This window comes from Streptomyces sp. H27-H1 (genome assembly GCF_026627445.1).
GTDB lineage: Bacteria > Actinomycetota > Actinomycetes > Streptomycetales > Streptomycetaceae > Streptomyces.
Genome location: NZ_JAPNLJ010000019.1, coordinates 100,166 through 116,543, shown reverse-complemented (window position 1 = coordinate 116,543; position 16,378 = coordinate 100,166). Strand labels below are relative to the sequence as shown.

Annotated in this window: 15 protein-coding genes; 2 read left to right on the top strand and 13 right to left on the bottom strand. The window is 73.1% G+C overall.

What is annotated here, in order from left to right; genetic code table 11:
- Window positions 1–2 precede the first annotated feature (2 nt).
- From OTB20_RS21900 to OTB20_RS21875, 6 genes are all read right to left on the bottom strand, one after another.
- Window positions 3–1,298 (bottom strand): aspartate aminotransferase family protein, encoded by a 1,296-nt coding sequence (locus OTB20_RS21900; RefSeq protein ID WP_267819860.1) that lies wholly within the window; start codon window positions 1,296–1,298, stop codon window positions 3–5.
- Window positions 1,295–2,137, bottom strand: coding sequence for a nitrilase-related carbon-nitrogen hydrolase (locus tag OTB20_RS21895; RefSeq protein ID WP_267819859.1), 843 nt, complete (start codon window positions 2,135–2,137; stop codon window positions 1,295–1,297). The genes OTB20_RS21900 and OTB20_RS21895 overlap by 4 nt, the downstream gene beginning before the upstream one ends.
- A 174-nt stretch (window positions 2,138–2,311) precedes the next feature.
- The gene (locus tag OTB20_RS21890; RefSeq protein ID WP_267819858.1) at window positions 2,312–4,435 is read right to left on the bottom strand and encodes a hypothetical protein; all 2,124 of its coding nucleotides are present in this window, start codon (window positions 4,433–4,435) and stop codon (window positions 2,312–2,314) included.
- Between the two features lie 99 nt (window positions 4,436–4,534).
- Window positions 4,535–4,936, bottom strand: a complete 402-nt coding sequence (locus OTB20_RS21885; protein ID WP_267819857.1) for a PPOX class F420-dependent oxidoreductase — start codon at window positions 4,934–4,936, stop codon at window positions 4,535–4,537.
- Between the two features lie 244 nt (window positions 4,937–5,180).
- Complete coding sequence (locus OTB20_RS21880; RefSeq protein WP_267819856.1) at window positions 5,181–5,450, bottom strand: hypothetical protein; 270 nt, start codon at window positions 5,448–5,450, stop codon at window positions 5,181–5,183.
- Between the two features lie 152 nt (window positions 5,451–5,602).
- On the bottom strand, window positions 5,603–5,854 hold the full coding sequence (locus OTB20_RS21875) for a helix-turn-helix domain-containing protein (RefSeq protein ID WP_267819855.1): 252 nt from the start codon (window positions 5,852–5,854) through the stop codon (window positions 5,603–5,605).
- Between the two features lie 64 nt (window positions 5,855–5,918).
- On the opposite strand from OTB20_RS21875, the gene map reads away from it, so the two are divergent.
- Window positions 5,919–6,686 carry a type I methionyl aminopeptidase gene (gene map / locus OTB20_RS21870; RefSeq protein ID WP_267819854.1) on the top strand — a complete coding sequence of 256 codons (768 nt, stop codon included), beginning with the start codon at window positions 5,919–5,921 and terminating at the stop codon, window positions 6,684–6,686.
- 28 nt (window positions 6,687–6,714) lie between these two features.
- On the opposite strand, the gene ggt is transcribed toward map, so the two are convergent.
- Window positions 6,715–8,517, bottom strand: coding sequence for a gamma-glutamyltransferase (gene ggt, locus OTB20_RS21865; protein WP_267819853.1), 1,803 nt, complete (start codon window positions 8,515–8,517; stop codon window positions 6,715–6,717).
- A gap of 114 nt (window positions 8,518–8,631) precedes the next feature.
- On the opposite strand from ggt, the gene OTB20_RS21860 reads away from it, so the two are divergent.
- Complete coding sequence (locus tag OTB20_RS21860) at window positions 8,632–9,357, top strand: hypothetical protein (RefSeq protein ID WP_267819852.1); 726 nt, start codon at window positions 8,632–8,634, stop codon at window positions 9,355–9,357.
- On the opposite strand, the gene OTB20_RS21855 is transcribed toward OTB20_RS21860, so the two are convergent.
- The 6 genes from OTB20_RS21855 to OTB20_RS21830 form a co-directional block, all read right to left on the bottom strand.
- Window positions 9,317–10,573 (bottom strand): cytochrome P450, encoded by a 1,257-nt coding sequence (locus tag OTB20_RS21855; protein WP_267819850.1) that lies wholly within the window; start codon window positions 10,571–10,573, stop codon window positions 9,317–9,319. The genes OTB20_RS21860 and OTB20_RS21855 overlap by 41 nt on opposite strands.
- 157 nt (window positions 10,574–10,730) lie before the next feature.
- Window positions 10,731–11,258, bottom strand: coding sequence for a hypothetical protein (locus tag OTB20_RS21850; protein ID WP_267819849.1), 528 nt, complete (start codon window positions 11,256–11,258; stop codon window positions 10,731–10,733).
- Window positions 11,255–12,703: a sensor histidine kinase gene (locus OTB20_RS21845; RefSeq protein ID WP_267819848.1), complete on the bottom strand. Its 1,449-nt coding sequence runs from the start codon at window positions 12,701–12,703 to the stop codon at window positions 11,255–11,257. Before OTB20_RS21845 ends, OTB20_RS21850 begins: the two co-directional genes overlap by 4 nt.
- 9 nt (window positions 12,704–12,712) lie before the next feature.
- Window positions 12,713–13,396: a response regulator transcription factor gene (locus OTB20_RS21840; protein ID WP_267757569.1), complete on the bottom strand. Its 684-nt coding sequence runs from the start codon at window positions 13,394–13,396 to the stop codon at window positions 12,713–12,715.
- Window positions 13,397–13,471: 75 nt separating this feature from the next.
- Window positions 13,472–15,208 (bottom strand): murein biosynthesis integral membrane protein MurJ, encoded by a 1,737-nt coding sequence (murJ, locus tag OTB20_RS21835; RefSeq protein ID WP_267819846.1) that lies wholly within the window; start codon window positions 15,206–15,208, stop codon window positions 13,472–13,474.
- On the bottom strand, window positions 15,154–16,329 hold the full coding sequence (locus OTB20_RS21830) for a lipid II:glycine glycyltransferase FemX (RefSeq protein WP_420716452.1): 1,176 nt from the start codon (window positions 16,327–16,329) through the stop codon (window positions 15,154–15,156). Before OTB20_RS21830 ends, murJ begins: the two co-directional genes overlap by 55 nt.
- Between the last annotated feature and the right edge of the window lie 49 nt (window positions 16,330–16,378).

Genomic DNA, 16,378 nt, shown 5'->3' with positions numbered 1-16,378 from the left:
TGCTAGTTGAGGATGCGGAGGGCCTCGGCGAGGATCTCGGCTCCCTCTTCCGCCTCGGCGACGGTGAGGGAGAGCGGCGGCGCGATGCGCAGCACGCTGGTGTTGTGGCCGCCGCCCTTGCCGAGCAGCAGGCCGCCGGTCCGGGCGGCTTCCAGTACGGCCGCGGCCGCGTCCGGGTCGGCCTGGTCGGTGCCGGGCTTCGTCAGCTCCAGGCCGGCCATCAGGCCCCGGCCGCGTACCTCCCGCACGGCGGGCACGCTCGCGCAGACGGCCCGCAGCCGCTCCAGCAGCAGGCCGCCGACGCGGCGGGCGTTGCCCTGGAGGTCGTGTTCGAGGAGGTACCCGAGGTTGGCGACGCCGGCGGCCATGGTGACCGGTGAACCGCCGAAGGTGGAGATGGAGTTGGAGTCGAGGCAGTTCATCACCTCGGAGCGGGCCACGACTCCGCCGATGGACATGCCGTTGCCGATGCCCTTGGCGAAGGTGATGATGTCCGGCGGGCCGTTCTGGGCGTGGGCCTGCCAGCCCCAGAAGTGGTCGCCGGTACGGCCCCAGCCGGTCTGCACCTCGTCGCTGATCCAGAGGATGCCGTGGCGGTCGAGGACCTCGCGGAAGGCACCGTAGAGCCCGTCGGGCGGAGAGGTGAACCCGCCCACACCCTGCACCGGTTCGGCGATGAGTGCGGCGACCCCGCCGCGTGCCTGGCCGAGTACGTCTTCCAGGTCGGCGACGGCGGCGGCGGTGAAGTCGGCGTCGTTCAGGTGCGCGAAGGGGCCTCGAGTGCGGACCGCGCCGTGGACGTAGTAGGTCTGGAGCGGCGAGAGACTGGTCGGGGACCAGCCCCGGTTGCCGGTGATCGAGACGGTGGAGAAGGACCGACCGTGGTAGCTGTTGCGCATCGCCAGGATCTGGTTGGAGCGGCGGTACGTCGTCGCGAGCAGCAGGGCGGTGTCGTTGGCCTCGGTGCCGGAGGTGGTGAAGAAGACCCTGGCGTCGGGGATGCCGGACAACGCCGAGACGCGCTCGGCCAGTTCGACCATCGGGCGGTTGAGGTAGAGGGTGGAGGAGTGGATGATCCGCCCGGCCTGTTCGGCGACGGCCTTGGTCACCTCGGGCAGGGCGTGGGCGGTCATCGTGGTGAGGATGCCGCCGAAGAAGTCGAGGTAGCGATTGCCGTCGGCGTCCCAGACGTGGCGGCCCTCGCCATGGGTGAGCTCGATGGGGCGGTCGTAGTAGAGCGCCAGCCATTCGGGCAGGACGGAGCGGTGCCGGCTGTGCAGGGGGATCGGGTTGGTCACGGCTGTACGAGTCCTCCGTAGGCGTCGGGACGCCGGTCGCGGTAGAAGGCCCACTGCTCGCGGACCTCCTTGATGAGGTCGAAGTCGAGGTCGCGCACGAGGAGCTCTTCCTCCTTGTCGCTGGCGACCTCCCCGACGAACTGCCCGCGCGGGTCGACGAAGTAGCTGGTGCCGTAGAAGTCGTTGTCGCCGTACTCCTCTTGGCCGACGCGGTTGATGGCGGCGACGAAGTACTCGTTGGCGACGGCGGAGGCGGGCTGCTCCAGCTGCCACAGGTACGAGGACAGGCCACGGGAGGTCGCGGACGGGTTGTACACCAACTGGGCACCGGCCAGGCCCAGTTCACGCCAGCCTTCCGGGAAGTGGCGGTCGTAGCAGATGTAGACGCCGATCCGGCCGACGGCGGTGTCGAAGACGGGCCAGCCGAGGTTGCCCGGGCGGAAGTAGTACTTCTCCCAGAATCCCCTGACTTGGGGGATGTGGTGCTTGCGGTACTTGCCGAGATAGCTGCCGTCGGCGTCGATGACCGCGGCGGTGTTGTAGTAGAAGCCCTCGGACTCCAGCTCGAAGACCGGTACGACGATCACCATGCCGGTCTCGCGGGCGAGGGCCTGCATGCGCTGGACGGTGGGACCGTCGGGGACGGCCTCGGCCCAGCGGTAGTGCTCGGGCTCCTGGACCTGGCAGAAGTAGGGGGCGTTGAACACCTCCTGGAAGCCGATGATCCGCGCACCCTGGGCGGCGGCCCGGCGGGCGTGCTCCTCGTGTTTGGCGATCATCGACTCGGTGTCTCCGGTCCAGGTGGCCTGGACGAGTGCGGCGCGGACGACTTGGGCCATGAGCTGCTCCTCGCGACGGGGTACGCCGGCTTCTACGCACGTAGAGGGTGTACGACGGCTGCGCGTAGGGAGTTGAAGGTAGGCCTCGGCCAGGCCGGGGGCAAGACCGCCTTGCGCGGTTGGAGTAGTGGATCAGCAAACGCAGAAGTTACGTCGACACCCGGTCGTTTACGGTCAGGAGACGGCCAGATTCGCGACTCGAAGTGCATGCAACAGGTCGCGGTGATGAGCCCCCGAGAGGGCTTCGGCGGCGCGGAGCAGCCGGGGCACGAACCACCCGGGGTCCCGGCGGGCGAGCCGGACCGACTCCTCGGCGGTGCGCACCCGGACGAAGGCCGCGAGCAGGGCCTCGGCCTCCCGGGTCCGTCCGGCCTCGGCGAGCACGAGGGCAGCCTCGGCGATCTCGGCGGCCGGACGGGCCACACCCTGACGCAGCAAGGCGTCGCGGTCGGCCGGACCGAGCGCGGCGGCGGCCGCGGCGAACCGGGCGGGCGGCAGCGAGGCCGCCTCCCAGAGCAGGGTGGCCCAGTCCGCGGCCAGCCCGGCCCGTCCCATCTCCTCCCCCAGCCCGGCCAGCCGCTCGGCGGGCCCGGCGGCGGCCTCGCAGAGCAGCGCATGCGCCTCCCCGCTCCGACCCTGCCCCCGCAACGCCACGAGCCCCGCCACTAACCCACCCCCTCGGCCTTGGGCGGAGCCATCCCAAGCCGATGACGTCCCTTGCGTGCCGGGGCCGGCCCCCGCGCCGGACCGGCCGTCGCCATGGGGCGGGTCCGGCCACTGGGCAGGCACGCCCTGCGAGCTGCCGTCAGAGGCGGAGCCTTGCCACGGGACCGACCCGGCCGGCAGCCGGTCCGGCCACTGGGCGGGCACGCCCTGCGGATTGCCATAGGGGTCGGAGTCCTGCCACGGGGCCGACCTGACGGACGAGCCGGCGGCCCGGGCCGGGTCCGGCCACTGGGTGGGCGCGCCCTGCCGGCGGAGTCGTGGCCCCGGGTCGGGGGCGGGGCCGCTGCCGGGGGCGGGGGCATGTCCCGCGCTCGGAGCCGGGTGCGGCCCGCCGGAGCCTTCGCGGAGGGACTCGTGACGGGCTTCCCACGCGGGGCCCGGGCGAGCGGACCCGCCGGACGGGGCGCCCTGTTCCGGTAGCCGCTCCCCCGCCGGGGCGGGCTCGGCTGCCGGACGGGCGGGCCTCCCGAAGCGGGCGCCGCGCAGGGGCGTGGCGGACGACGGATGCCCCGGTGGTGTGGTGACGGCCTGGGCTTCGGGCGCCGCCGCACCCGCGTACCGGGCCCCGCCGGTCCGCCGCGCACCGCGCAGCCACCGCCCCTCGGCCCGCCCGGCCGGCTCCTCCTCGCCCCCCGGCGCCGCAGCCCGCTCACCCGCCGACGCCCCGGCCCACGCCGGACCCTGAGCTCCTGACTGCTCCCCGGCCCACCCCGGCCCTTGAACCCCAGCCTGCTCCCCGGCCGGGGCCGGACCTTGCACCCCTGCCTGCCCCCCGGCCGGCGTCGCGATCGACGCGCCCCTCGACGCCTCCGCCCACGCCGGAACCTGTACCCCCGCCCGGGCCCCCACCGATGCCCCGCCCGGCGCCATGGCCCGTGATCCCTGCTGCGCAGCCGGCGACGTGGCAGCCCAGGCCCCGTCCTGCGCTTCCTCCTGCGCTGGGCCCTGCGTCGGGTCCTGCATTCCGTCCTGCGGACCCGGCCATGTCGCGGCAGGCACCGTGTCGAGCTCCGGGGCCTGCGCCCCCGGCGATGCCGCGGAGCGCTGCGCGGGCACTTCGTTCAAGGGTTCGGGCTTCCCCGGCGACGGGTATCCGGGCGGCCGGGCTCCGGACCGGCCGGGCTCCGGGGCCGCCGCTTCCAGGCGGGTCGTCAGGTCCGTGTGGCGGGCCGTCGCGCGGGAGGCGTCGTCGCGGGTCCAGGAGAGTTCCCGGGACAGGGCCTCCGCTTCCACCGGGTCGGCCGTCTCCGCGAGCCGCGCCGACAGCTCCCGCAGCGCCACCTGGGCCCGCGCCTGCTGCTCCTCGGCCGAGGCGAGCAGCGTGCGCAGTTCTTCCACACCGCCCGGCAGCTGGTCCCAGACTCCGGCCGCCGCGGTCCGCAGCCCGGCCGCGTACTGCGTCTCCCGCGCGAGCGCCGCCGCGCCCACCGTTTCCGCCAAGTCCGTGAGCAGTGAATCCAGTACGTCCCACGGAGGCATCGCGGCCCCGGCCAGACAGGCCCGCATCCCTTCGGGGTCCCGCCGCAGGAACTCCCCGTACCAGCCCGCCCCGGGATTCAGTCGCTGCGTCAATCCCCGCATGTATCCGGAGAGTTGGCCAATCACCTGCGAAGTCGCGGTCTCCATCCCCGCATTGGATCCCATCCGTGTTACGGGCGGGCTACAGGAGTCTCAAAGCTTGGCGGCGGGCGGGGCGAGCCTGACCGCGATCGCGGTGTGAGGCCGCTCGCCGCGACGGAACACGGTGGCCGGCACGTCCAGCAGCCAGAACTGCCAGGTGTACTTGCGCAGCAGCAGCTTCCGCACCCCCTTCAGCCCCGCCACGTCCAGCAGGCGTGCCTCCGCCTCGACCGCCACGGCCCCCTCGGCCACCCGCCCGCGTACGTCACACGCCACGACGGTGACCTGTGCGTTGTTGCGGATCCGCTTCACCTTCCACGAGTCGCTGCGCGTCCACACGTACAGCTCGTCGCCCTCCGCCACCGCCCACACCGGCGTGGCCACCGCCGTGCCGTCCTTGCGGAAGGTGGTGAGACTGACGTACTTCGCTCTGCCCAGCTCCTCGATCATCATGCGCCCGACCCTACGCGGCGCGGGTCACCCAGTAGGGCCTGCGCCGGAGCCGGCCGCCCGTGCGTGAGGGTCTCCCGCGCCACGAACAGGTCGTCCTCCCGGACGGATGGTCTCGGCGGCCCGTGCCGAGGTGGAGCCGGAACAGGCGGCCTGGAGTCCGGCGTCGTCCTCGACGTGGCGCTTCATCACGGCCGACCAGCCGTCCACGATCCGTGCGGCCTTGCGGGCGTGGACGTCTTGCCGTTCACCGACCACAGCAGGGCGTGGGTGTACGCGGCGATCGCGTCCTGCCGTTCGTCGAGGCAGGACCGCGGTCCCGCTGGAAGCGGGTGTAGGTGACGGCGACGCCCCGGTCGCGGGTGTGGCTGAAGACGACGCCCGGGTGGTGGAACACCACCTCGCCCGGGCCCTCGGCCTGGGCCTCGGGGGCGGCGCATGCCGCGAGCAGCAGGCCGCCCGCGAGGAGGGCGCCCAGGATTCCGAGGCCGAGTCGCTCGGATACGGATGCGTTCATGTCCGACACGCCTTCACGCTTGCCCCGCGCCGCAGGACTCCCACCGCCGATTGGGCCGTTCGGCCCGCCGGGCCCGCCGGGCCCGCCCTGAGGACATGCCGAACGGCGGGCCCGGCGGCCGAACGGCCGCGGCCCGCACGCTCCCCCGGGTCTCACACGGGTACGAGGGCGCAGCCCCGCAGCACTTCGTCCAGGGAGAGCCCGAGGGCCCCGGCGAGGGCGGCGACGGTGAAGAAGGCCGGGGTCGGGGCCCGGCCGGTCTCGATCTTGCGGAGGGTTTCGGCGGAGAGCCCGGCGCTGGCCGCGACCTCGACCATGCTGCGAGCGCCGCGGGCCGTGCGCAACATGGCGCCCAGACGCTCGCCGCGCTCGCGCTCTTCGGGGGTGAGGGGGGTACGGACCATGCCTCCACTCTACCCCGGACCCCAATAATTATCCCGTTACAGTTATACCGGTATAGTTATTGGCATGATGGAACTGAAGACAGACCGATCGATCGACCAGATGCGCGCCGCCGGCCGCGTGGTCGCACACGCCCTCGCCTCCGTCCGGGACCTGGCCGACGTGGGAGTGTCCCTGCTCGAGCTCGACCGAGCCGCCCGCGAAGTGCTCCGCGAGGCCGGCGCGAGCTCGCCCTTCCTCGGCTACCGGCCCCGGTTCGCGCCGGTCCCCTTCCCTGCCGTCATCTGCGCCTCGGTCAACGACGCGATCGTGCACGGCATCCCCGACGGCTACCGGCTGCGCGACGGCGACCTGGTCAGCATCGACTGCGGCGCGAAACTGGACGGCTGGGTCGGCGACGCGGCCGTGAGCTTCACCGTGGGCCGGGCCCGCCCCGCCGACCTGCGGCTCATCGAGACCGCCGAGGCCGCCCTCGCCGCGGGCATCGCCGCGGCACGGCCCGGCAACCGCGTCGGCGACATCGCCCACGCCATCGGCAACGTCTGCCGCGCCGCCGGGTACGGCATCCCCGACGGCTTCGGCGGCCACGGCATCGGGCGCTCCATGCACGAGGAGCCGGGCGTGCCCAACGAGGGCCCGGCCGGACAGGGTACGAAGCTGCGCGCCGGCATGGTGATCGCGATCGAGCCGATGCTGATCGCGGGCGGCACGGACGACTACGCCTGCGACGCGGACGGCTGGACCCTGCGGACCGTCGACGGCACCCGCGCCGCGCACGCCGAGCACACGGTCGCGATCACCGCCGCCGGCCCGCGGATCCTCACCGCCCTGTAGGCGGTCTCCCGAGCGTCCCCGCCCGGATCTACGGCTTCCCGTGCGGGTGCACCACCATCGCCGAGCCGCCGCCCCGCCGGGTCTTCTCGGCCGCGGCCAGCCAGCGCCCGTCGGGCAGCCGCTGCACGCCGGTGGCCGCGCCGATCTCCGGGTTCTGCCGGAAGCCCTGGCCGAGGGCCTCCAGCTCGGCGCGGACCGGGCTGTCCCACAGGCCCGGTTCCAGCTCGGTGGTGGTCTGGTTGCGCTGGCTGGCCCGCGGCGCGGCAATGGCCTCGGCCAGCGGCAGCCCGCGGTCCAGGTGTCCGGTCAGGGTCTGGAGCACCGTGGTGATGATGGTCGCCCCGCCCGGGGAGCCCACCGCCAGCACCGGGCGTCCGTCCTCCAGCACGATGGTCGGGGACATCGACGAGCGCGGCCGTTTGCCGGGTCCCGGCAGGTTGGGGTCGGGGACGCCGGGGGCCGCCGGGGCGAAGGAGAAGTCGGTCAGCTCGTTGTTGAGCAGGAAGCCGCGTCCGGGGACGGTGATGCCGCTGCCGCCGGTCGACTCGATGGTCAGCGTGTAGGAGACCACATTGCCCCAGCGGTCGGCGACCGTCAGGTGCGTGGTGTTCTCCCCCTCGTACGTGGTCGGGGCGGCCTGCCCGGCGGCGCCGCAGGCGACCGGGTGGCGCGGATCGCCCGGAGCCAGCGGGCTGGTCAGCGCCTTGCCCGGGTCGATGAGGCAGCCGCGCGCATCGGCGTACCGCTGCGAGAGCAGCTCCCGCGTGGGCACGTCCTCGGCGGCCGGGTCACCGACCCAGCGGCCGCGGTCGGCGAAGGAGATCCGGGAGGCCTCGATGAAGCGGTGCAGGTACTGGGCTTCGGAGAGCGAGCCGAGGTCGGTGCGCTCAAGGATGTTCAGCGCCTCTCCGACGGTGGTGCCGCCGGAGGAGGACGGGGCCATGCTGTAGACGTCCAGGCCGCGGTAGCCGACCCGGGTCGGGTCCTGCCGCTTGGTCGCGTACGCGCGCAGGTCCCCGGTGGTCAGATCGCCGGGGCGCACCACACGGGTGGCGGCCGGGTCCACCGGGGGCGTGCGCACGGCCTGGACGATGTCCTCGGCCAGCGGGCCCCGGTAGAGCGCGCCCGTACCCTTGCGGCCGAGCTCGGCGTACGTGGCGGCCAGGTCGGGGTTCTTGAAGGTGGAGCCGACCACCGGGAGGACCCCGCCGGGCAGGAAGAGTTCCGAGGTGTCCGGGAAGTCCCGGAACCGGGCCTCGTTGAGCGCGGTCTGGGACCGGAAGGTGTCGTCCACGGTGAAGCCGTCGCGGGCCAGCTTCTCGGCGGGACGCAGGAGTTGGCGGAGCGGACGGGTGCCGCAGGCGTCGAGCGCGCTCTGCCAGGTCGCCGGAGTGCCGGGGACTCCGACGCCGAGGCCGCTGGTCTGGCCCTCGGCGAAGGGGATCGGCAGGCCGTTCTCCTGGAACAGGGTGGCGGTGGCGGTCGCGGGGGCGGTTTCGCGGCCGTCGATGGTGCGCACCCGGCCGGAGCGGGCGTCGTAGTACACGAAGTAGCCGCCCCCGCCGATGCCGGCGGAGTACGGCTCGGTGACCCCGAGCGCGGCGGCCGTCGCGACGGCGGCGTCCACGGCGTTGCCGCCTGAACGCAGGACGGCGATGCCGGCCGCACTCGCATCCGCGTCGACGCTGGCCACGGCCCCGCCGTAACCGGTGGCGACCGGCACCTTCGCGGGAGTCCCGTCGGCCGCCGGCGGGGCGGCCGCTCCGGTGGAGACGAGCGCACCGGCGAGTGCGAGGAGCGCTAATTGACGTGCTGCGGCGGGACGACGCATCCGTACCTCCAGTCGACGGCCTGTCAGCCCCCCTGGCCCAGGCCTGAGTCCGGCACTTTAACTTCCACGCACCCTCCGCGTCAGGAATGCCCCCTGCGGGTTAACATCCGCGCCATGAACGACGACGTGCGCAACATCGTGCTGGGGGTGGTGGCCACCGCCGTCAGCGGCGGCTTCGGCTGGTTCTCCCGGACCTATCTCTGGCGCCGCGCGCTGCGCCGCAAGCAGGGCTTCTTCGGGCTGCCGACCGGTTCCGACTGCCTGTTCGTGGTCAACCGGCAGATGGGCGGCACCGATTCCTCGCTGCACCGCAACGACGCCTTCGCCCTGCTGGAGATATCCGCCCTGATCAAGGACTGCGGGGCGAACGTCCAGATCGTCACCCACGACGGGGCCCGCCAGGGCTTCGGCGAGCGGGCGGAGTTCTGTGTGGGCGGGCCGCCCTCCAATGCCCGTACGACGGCGCATCTGGCCTCCATGCTCCCCGGGGTACGGATCCTCGTCTCCAGCGAGCCCGTACCGGACCGCGGGGCCATCACCGTCGGCGGGGAGACGTACCGCTGGCAGAAGGGCCTCGTCGAGTACGTGCTGCTGGCGCGGCTGACGACCGGGCAGGGCTCCCGGCCGGTGTTCCTGCTGTGCGGCCAGACCGCGATCAGCAATCAGGCGGCGGCCCGCTATCTGGCCAAGCACCACCGGAGGCTGGCCGGGGCCTACGGCAACGACTCCTTCTGCATCCTGCTGAAGGTGGTCAATTCCGACGCCTACGGCCCCGATGTGACGGAGCTGGTCGCCGATGTCACCGGCCCGGCCCGGACACCCGCAGTGGCAGCCGTGTGATCCCGTTGATGAAGTTGGACACCAACCGGCGCGGCGGTCCCGCCAGTTCCGGTGCGGGCATGAGGGCGCGCCACTCCTCGTAGAGGACGCGCAGCTGCAGCCGCGCGAAATGCGCGCCGAGGCAGACGTGCGGGCCGTCCCCGAAGGAGACGTGCGGGTTGGGGGCGCGGCCGAGGTCGAGGCGGCCGGGGTCGGTGAAGACCCGCTCGTCGTGGTTGGCGGAAGCGTGGAAGACCACCACCTTGTCACCGGCCCGGATCGGCTGCCCGGCGAGTTCGGTGTCGGCGGCGGCGGTGCGGCGAAAGCTCAGCACCGGCGGGTGGACGCGCAGGAGTTCCTCGACGGCCCGGTCCACCGGGGCCCGGCCGGCGGCGAGTTCGGCGTAGGCGCCCGGGTCGCGGGCCAGGGCGAGCAGGCCGCCGGGTGCGGCGGAGCGCACGGTGTCGTTGCCCGCGACGGTGAGCAGGAAGAAGAACATCTCCAGCTCCGCCTCCTGGAGTCCGGCGAGCGCGAGGGCGGTCATGACGTCGTCGCCGGGGTGGGCCCGCTTGTGCGCGGCCAGTTCGCGGGCGTACGCGAACATCTCGCCGAGGAGCGCGGGCGAGCGCGGGTTCAGCGGCTTCCCGTCCGGGCCGAGCCGCGGCGCGGGAGCGTCCTCGGCGTCCTGGTAGCCGATGATCCGTACGGTCCACTCCAGCAGCAGCCCCCGGTCGGCGGCCGGGATGCCCAGCAGATCGGTGAGGTTCAGCAGGGCGTACTCGTCGGTGACGCAGCGCACCAGGTCGGCGGCCCCGTCCTCGGCGCCGTCGCGGGCGGCGCGCAGCAGCGTACGGGCGCGGTCGCGGACCCTGGCGGCGAAGGCGTCGACGCGGGCCGGGGTGAAGGCGCGGGCCACGGTCCGGCGCAGGGTCCCGTGCTCGGGGGGATCCTGGTTGAGCATGGTGCGCCGCAGGAAGGGCAGGTCGGCCGGATCGGGGTCGCGGATCTGGGTGGCGCCCAGGTGGGAAGAGTACGTGCGGTGGTCGCGCAGGACCCGGACCACGTCGGCGTGCCGGGTGACGGCCCAGAAGCCGGGGCCGGCGGGCCAGCCGAGCACCTCCGGCTCGCTCTGCCAGGCCACCGGGCGGTGGTCGCGCAGCAGGCGGTAGCGCGCGTACGGGACGCCTTCGGCGTAGAGGCGCGGGTCGAAGACATCGGGGGCCGGTCCTTGGTCCATGCGCCACACCGTGGCGGGGAGCGGCCCGGCCCGCAAGGGGCCCCGCGGGGCCGGGGCGCCCCGGCCCGGGTCAGCCGTGCCCGGGCGAGCGGTGCCGGGTCAGCCGTGCCCCGGCGGGCGGTGCCCGGTCAGCCGTACCCGGCGTCCCGGCCCCGGCTCAGCCCTCCGGCTCTACCTGGCACGTGGCGCGCCGCTCCTCGCCCTCGGGGCCCACGAGGAGCACGTCGGGCGTCGCCGACGTGTGCACCGCCGCGATGGCCGTGCACGCCAGTTGGCGGCGGGCCGGTCCGGACAGCGGCCCGACCGGGATGGGCAGCCGCACCTCGACGGGCTTGCCGTCGGTGCCGTCGAACCTGGTGAACGGGTAGGCGCCGGCCCTGGTCCCCAACGCCGGTATCTCGGTGGTCAGTCCGGCCTCCCGCGCGGCCTCGTTCGGGCCCTCCAGCAGCATCCCGATCGTGAAGCCGATGTCCGGCCGCTGCATCCGGTCGGAGACGGGCACCGGGACGAGTGCGCCGCCCGGCGCGATGAAGTAGAGCAGGCCCGGGTCCGGCGCGGTGGCCAGTTTCACGGTACCGGCGCTGCCGCTCTCGATGACCCCGGTGGTGGCGATGCCGCAGCCGGTGGCGAGCAGCAGCGGGACGGTCAGCGCGGCCGCGGCCACGGTCGTGCGCACCCGGTTCATACGCGGGCCTCCAGCGGCATGTCGAGGGTGAAGAGGGCTCCGCCGCCGGGGCCGTTGGCCGCGTGCAGGGTGCCGCCGTGCAGGCGGACGTTCTCCAAGGTGATGGCCAGGCCCAGCCCGCTGCCCGTGGAGCGGGTGCGGGCCGCGTCGGCCTTGAAGAACCGGTCGAATATGTGCGGCAGCACCTCGGGGGCGATGCCGGGGCCGCTGTCGGCGACCTCGACCAGCAGCCGCTCGCCCTCGGGCCGGGTCTCGGTGCGGACGCCGACGCGGACCGGGGCCCCGCCGTGTTTGAGGGCGTTGCCCACGAGGTTGGCGAGGACCACGTCGAAACGGCGGGGGTCGAGCCGGGCACGGATGTCCGGGGGCAGGTCGGTGCTGACCCGGCCGTCGGTCCAGTGGCGGCGTTCCAGCGTCTTGGTGACGGTCTCGGCGACGTCGACCTCGTCGAGGTTGAGCTCGGCGGCGCGGGCGTCGAAGCGGGAGATCTCCATGAGGTCCTCGACGAGCACGGCGAGTTTCCCGGTCTCGGCGCTGATCAGGCGCAGCGCCTTGGCGGTGTCGGCGTCGAGCTCCTCGGCGTCCTCGTCCAGGACCTCGGTGACCGCGAGCATCCCGGCGAGCGGGGTGCGCAGTTCGTGGGAGACGTCGGCGGCGAACCGGCGTGCCCGGGCCTCGGCCTCCCGGAGCTCGCTGACCGACTGTTCGAGGGCCCGGGCCGTCTCGTTGAAGGTGCGGGCGAGTCCGGCGAGTTCATCGGCGCCGCGCACCTCGATGCGGGTGTCGAGCCGGCCGCGGCCCAGCCGCTGGGCGGCCTTGCGCATGTCCCGTACGGGCCTCAGCACGCTGCGCGCCGCGAGCAGGGCGGGGATCACGGAGATCGCCAGGCCCGGTACGGCGCCCCGTCTGGCGGCGGCGACCATGGCCTCCACGGTGGTCTGTTCCGATTCCAGGGGCACGACCGCGTAGAAGACCGCGCCGGTGGTCTCGTAGGACTCCTTGTACTTGAAGACGGCCGGCATGCCGACGACGAGGGAGAGGTTGCCGCTGCGGTCCTCCGTGCGCTGGAAGGCTCCGTGCGGGTGGGCGCTCACCTGGCTGCGGAGCTTCTCGCTGATGGAGGGGGAGGTGAGCGCGCCGCCCTGGTTCGAGCTGGCGCGCAGTTTTCCGTACTCCCCGTAGACGATCCAGGGGTGCGGCTGGCCGCGCTTGCCCAGCTCCCCGACGAGCCGCGCGAGCTCGGCCTGGCCCATGGGCAGCTGGGTGTACTGGGAGTCGACCAGGTCGCGCAGGGTGCTGACGGCGGTGTCCTGGCTCTGCTTGAGGATCGCGTTGCGGGCCTGCTGGTAGGTGAGCGCGGCCGTGGTCACCGCGCAGATGGCGGCGACGAGCAGGAAGGCGGCGATCAGCCGGGTGCGCAGGCCGAGCGGTGTGAAACGTCTCATGCGCGCCGCTTACAGGGGACCGAAGCGGTAGCCGAAGCCGCGCACGGTCTGGATGTAGCGGGGGGTGTCGTCCGGGTCCTCGATCTTGGTGCGCAGGCGGCGTACGCAGGCGTCCACCAGCCGGGCGTCGGCGTGGTAGCTGTGCTCCCACACGTATTCGAGGAGCTGTTGGCGGGAGAAGACCTGCTCGGGCGAGGCCGACAGGTGCAGCAGGAGCTTGATCTCGCTGGGGGCCAGGGGGACGCGCACGCCGTTCTTGGCGACGGTGAGGCCGGAGCGGTCGATGAGCAGCTCGCCGTGGAACTCCACCTCGGGGCGGCCGCCGGCGGGCTCGGTGAGGCGGCGCAGCACGGCCTTGATGCGGGCTTCTATGACCTCGGTGCGGGCGGGTTTGACGATGTAGTCGTCGGCTCCGGCCTCCAGGCCGACGACTATGTCGAAGTCGTCGCCGCGTGCGGTGAGCATGATGATCGGGACCTGGCTGGTCTCGCGGATCCGGCGGCAGACCTGGACGCCGTTGATGCCGGGCAGCATGAGATCGAGCAGGACCAGTTCGGGGTGGAAGCTCGCCATGAGGCCGAGCCCTGCCTCGCCGGTCTCGGCGGCGCTCACCTCGTGGCCCCGGCGGCGCAGGCCGAGGCCCACGCCCTCTCTGATGGAAGGGTCGTCCTCGATCAGCAGTACGCGTGGCATCGGGTCAGTATTCCAGGGTGATCGAACGGTCCCCTCCCCCATTCGGCCGATTCGGGCGGCCGGAAGGGGGACCGGCTAGCGGCCGGTTTTGCGTCGTACGGAGTCCAGCAGGTCGGTGATCTCCGTGACTCGCAGCGGGCGGGCGAGGAGTACGACGACGAGGACGATCACCGCGGTTCCCGCCGCGGCCCCGGCGAGATTCCCGAACCGGTCGACGGAGCGCGCGGCGGCGTACCCGGCGACGGCCGCCGGGGCGCACACGGCGAGGAGCCGCAGGTGGGTCCGTACGGCTGTGTTCCTGCGCTGCGTACGGGTCCCCGTGCGCGGGCCCAGTCGCCGGGCGAGGGTGCGGGCGGTGACGACGGCGCCCGCCGTGAAGGCGATCGAGCAGGCCGCGGCCATGCCCGTGACCGCCCAGCGCGGCGGCAGCAGGAGATAGGCGGCGGCCGAGAGGGCGGCGTTGAGGGCCGCGATGACCAGGTTGAGGAAGAAGGGGGTCCGGGTGTCGGACAGGGCGTAGAAGCCGCGGGAGAGCACGTACTGCGCGGAGTAGGCGATCAGGCCGGGCGCGAAGGCCGTGAGCATGCCGGCCATGACGGCTACGTCCGCGGGGCCGGTGCGCCCGTACTCGAAGACGCTGCCGATCACCCAGGGCGCCAGGGCCGCGAAGAGGGCCGCGGCCGGGACGACGAGGGCGGCGCTGGAGCGCAGGGCGTAGGAGACGTCCGCGCGCACGCGTCCGAGGTCGCCGTCGGTGGCGGCGGCGCTCATGCGGGGCATGAGGGCGGTGACGAGGGAGACGGTGATGATGCCCTGCGGGACCATCCACAGCAGGTAGGCGTTGCTGTAGGCGATGTACCCGGCGCCGCCCGCGAGGCCTTCGGCCACGGCGCGCTCCCCGGTGGAGGTGGAGAGGCGGGTCACGACCCAGTAGGCGAGCTGGTTGCTCAGGACGAGCAGGACGAGCCAGCCGGCGTTGCGCAGCGGGCGGGCCAGTCCGCTGCCGTGCCAGTCGAAGCGGGGGCGCCAGCGGAAGCGGGCGGCGCGCAGCGGGGGGATCAGGCCGAGGGCCTGGACGACGATGCCGGCGGTGGTGCCGATGCCCAGCAGCCGGGTGTCGGAGTCGCTGAACGCGCCGCCGGAGCCGTGCGAGACGGAGAGGAAGAGCCCGAAGACGGCGATGACGACGAGGTTGTTGAGGACTGGGGTCCACATCATCGCGCCGAACCGGCCGCGGGCGTTGAGTACCTGTCCGAGCAGGGTGAACAGCCCGTAGAAGAGGATCTGCGGGAGGCAGTACCGGGCCAGGGCCACGGTGGCGGACTGCTGGTCCCCGCTGTAGCCGGTGTACGCCGAGACGATCAGCGGGGCGGCCAGGACGGCGGCCGCGGTGAGGACCACGAGCGCGGCCGTGCAGACGGTGAGCAGCCGGTCGGTGTAGGCGGCTCCGCCGTCCTCGTGCTCCTTGGCGGCGCGGACCAGCTCGGGGACGAACACGGCGTTGAGGGCGCCGCCGATGAGCAGGATGTACAGGATGTTCGGGACGGTGTTGGCGACCGCGTAGCCGTCGCCGAGCAGCGTGGTGCCGAGGGCGGCGCCGATCACGGCGGTGCGTACGAAGCCGGTGGCGCGGGAGACGATCGAGCCGGCGGCCATGAGCGCGCCGCTGCGCAGCACCGAGTTCTTCCTCGGTGCCGCGCGGTCGGCGGCGGGCTCGGTCGCGGCCTGGGTGTCGGCCGCCCTGGGGTCTGCGAGGGTCACCGGCGGGCCATGTACGCCTGGAACGCCTTGTAGAGGGCCGTGTTGGCGCATCCGTCCATGGAGGTCTCCCACTCGCCGAGGGTTTCGACGAGCTCTCCGCCGGTGCCGAGCTTCCAGCGCAGCAGCCCGAAGGAGCGTTCGTCGGGGTCGAGGGTGGAGGGTACCCCGCGCATGTCGTATTCGTCCGCTCCGAGGGCATGTGCGTCGCACATCATGCGCCACTGAAGGGCGTTGCTGGGGCGGACCTCGCGGCGGTGGTCGGCGGAGGCGCCGGTCTGGTACCAGACCCGGCTGCCGGCCACGATCATGGTGTGCGCGGCGAGGATCTCGCCCTGGTGAATGCCCAGGTAGAGGCGCATGCGGCCCGGCTCCTCGGCGTTGAGGACCTCGTACTGCTGCTGGTAGTACGAGAGCGAGCGGCCGAGCTCGAAGCCGTCGCGTTCCTCGGTGATGCGCAACAGCCGGTAGAACTCGGGCAGCTCGGCAGCGGTTGCGATCACCGTCTCGACCCCCGCCTTGGTGGCCTTGCGCACATTGCGCCGCCACTCCTGGTTCAGGCCGGACCACAGCTCGTCGAGGGTGCGCCCGGCGAGCGGGACGCGGAAGACGTGGCGCGGCTGGGCGTCGCCGTCGTCCTCGCCGCCGCAGCGCTTCCAGCCGCGGGTGCGCAGCCGGTCGGCGAGCGCGGCGCCGACCGGGTCCACCTCGGTGGCGAGCACGTCGGAGATCTGCCGGCCCGGTCCGGTGCCCGACTTGGCGGTGGCCGCGTCCCAGCGGCGGTAGGCGGGGGTGGGCCCGATGCGGACGGCGAAGGCGCCGGAGGCCCTGAGGTGGTTCTTGAGGGGGGTCAGCCAGCGGTCGATGTCGGGGTCGGCCCAGTCGGCGACGGGCCCCTCGGGCAGGTAGGCGAAGTATTTGCGGGTACCCGGGAATTGACGGTAGAGAACGAGCCCGGCACCTTCTATCTCACCGCCGGGACAGTGCCATCCGACCCTTTCCGATCGCCAAAGGTCCTTTACGCTGCCCCACGACGGGTACTGGAGAAAGCTGGCCCGGCCGTGCCGGGAAAGGAATCCCCGATATTCCGGAACGGACAGGGAGCGCACCGTGAGCCCCTCGCCGCGGCTTCGGGTCTGGTCCTGCTGGGTGGGGGTCACGAGCAGTGCGCACACGGCTGACCGGCCTTCCTGTACGTCCAAATCGGTGGATGCACAGGACTCT

Excerpts from the sequence above, each read along its gene's own strand:
- OTB20_RS21885 (WP_267819857.1), bottom strand. The coding sequence starts at position 4,936 with ATGATGATCGAGGAGCTGGGCAGAGCGAAGTACGTCAGTCTCACCACC.
- OTB20_RS21840 (WP_267757569.1), bottom strand. The coding sequence starts at position 13,396 with ATGCCACGCGTACTGCTGATCGAGGACGACCCTTCCATCAGAGAGGGC.
- OTB20_RS21855 (WP_267819850.1), bottom strand. The coding sequence starts at position 10,573 with ATGGACCAAGGACCGGCCCCCGATGTCTTCGACCCGCGCCTCTACGCC.
- map (WP_267819854.1), top strand. The coding sequence starts at position 5,919 with ATGATGGAACTGAAGACAGACCGATCGATCGACCAGATGCGCGCCGCC.
- OTB20_RS21880 (WP_267819856.1), bottom strand. The coding sequence starts at position 5,450 with ATGAACGCATCCGTATCCGAGCGACTCGGCCTCGGAATCCTGGGCGCC.
- OTB20_RS21860 (WP_267819852.1), top strand. The coding sequence starts at position 8,632 with ATGAACGACGACGTGCGCAACATCGTGCTGGGGGTGGTGGCCACCGCC.
- ggt (WP_267819853.1), bottom strand. The coding sequence starts at position 8,517 with ATGCGTCGTCCCGCCGCAGCACGTCAATTAGCGCTCCTCGCACTCGCC.
- murJ (WP_267819846.1), bottom strand. The coding sequence starts at position 15,208 with ATGCGCCAACACGGCCCTCTACAAGGCGTTCCAGGCGTACATGGCCCG.
- OTB20_RS21895 (WP_267819859.1), bottom strand. The coding sequence starts at position 2,137 with ATGGCCCAAGTCGTCCGCGCCGCACTCGTCCAGGCCACCTGGACCGGA.
- OTB20_RS21845 (WP_267819848.1), bottom strand. The coding sequence starts at position 12,703 with ATGAGACGTTTCACACCGCTCGGCCTGCGCACCCGGCTGATCGCCGCC.
- OTB20_RS21850 (WP_267819849.1), bottom strand. The coding sequence starts at position 11,258 with ATGAACCGGGTGCGCACGACCGTGGCCGCGGCCGCGCTGACCGTCCCG.
- OTB20_RS21875 (WP_267819855.1), bottom strand. The coding sequence starts at position 5,854 with ATGGTCCGTACCCCCCTCACCCCCGAAGAGCGCGAGCGCGGCGAGCGT.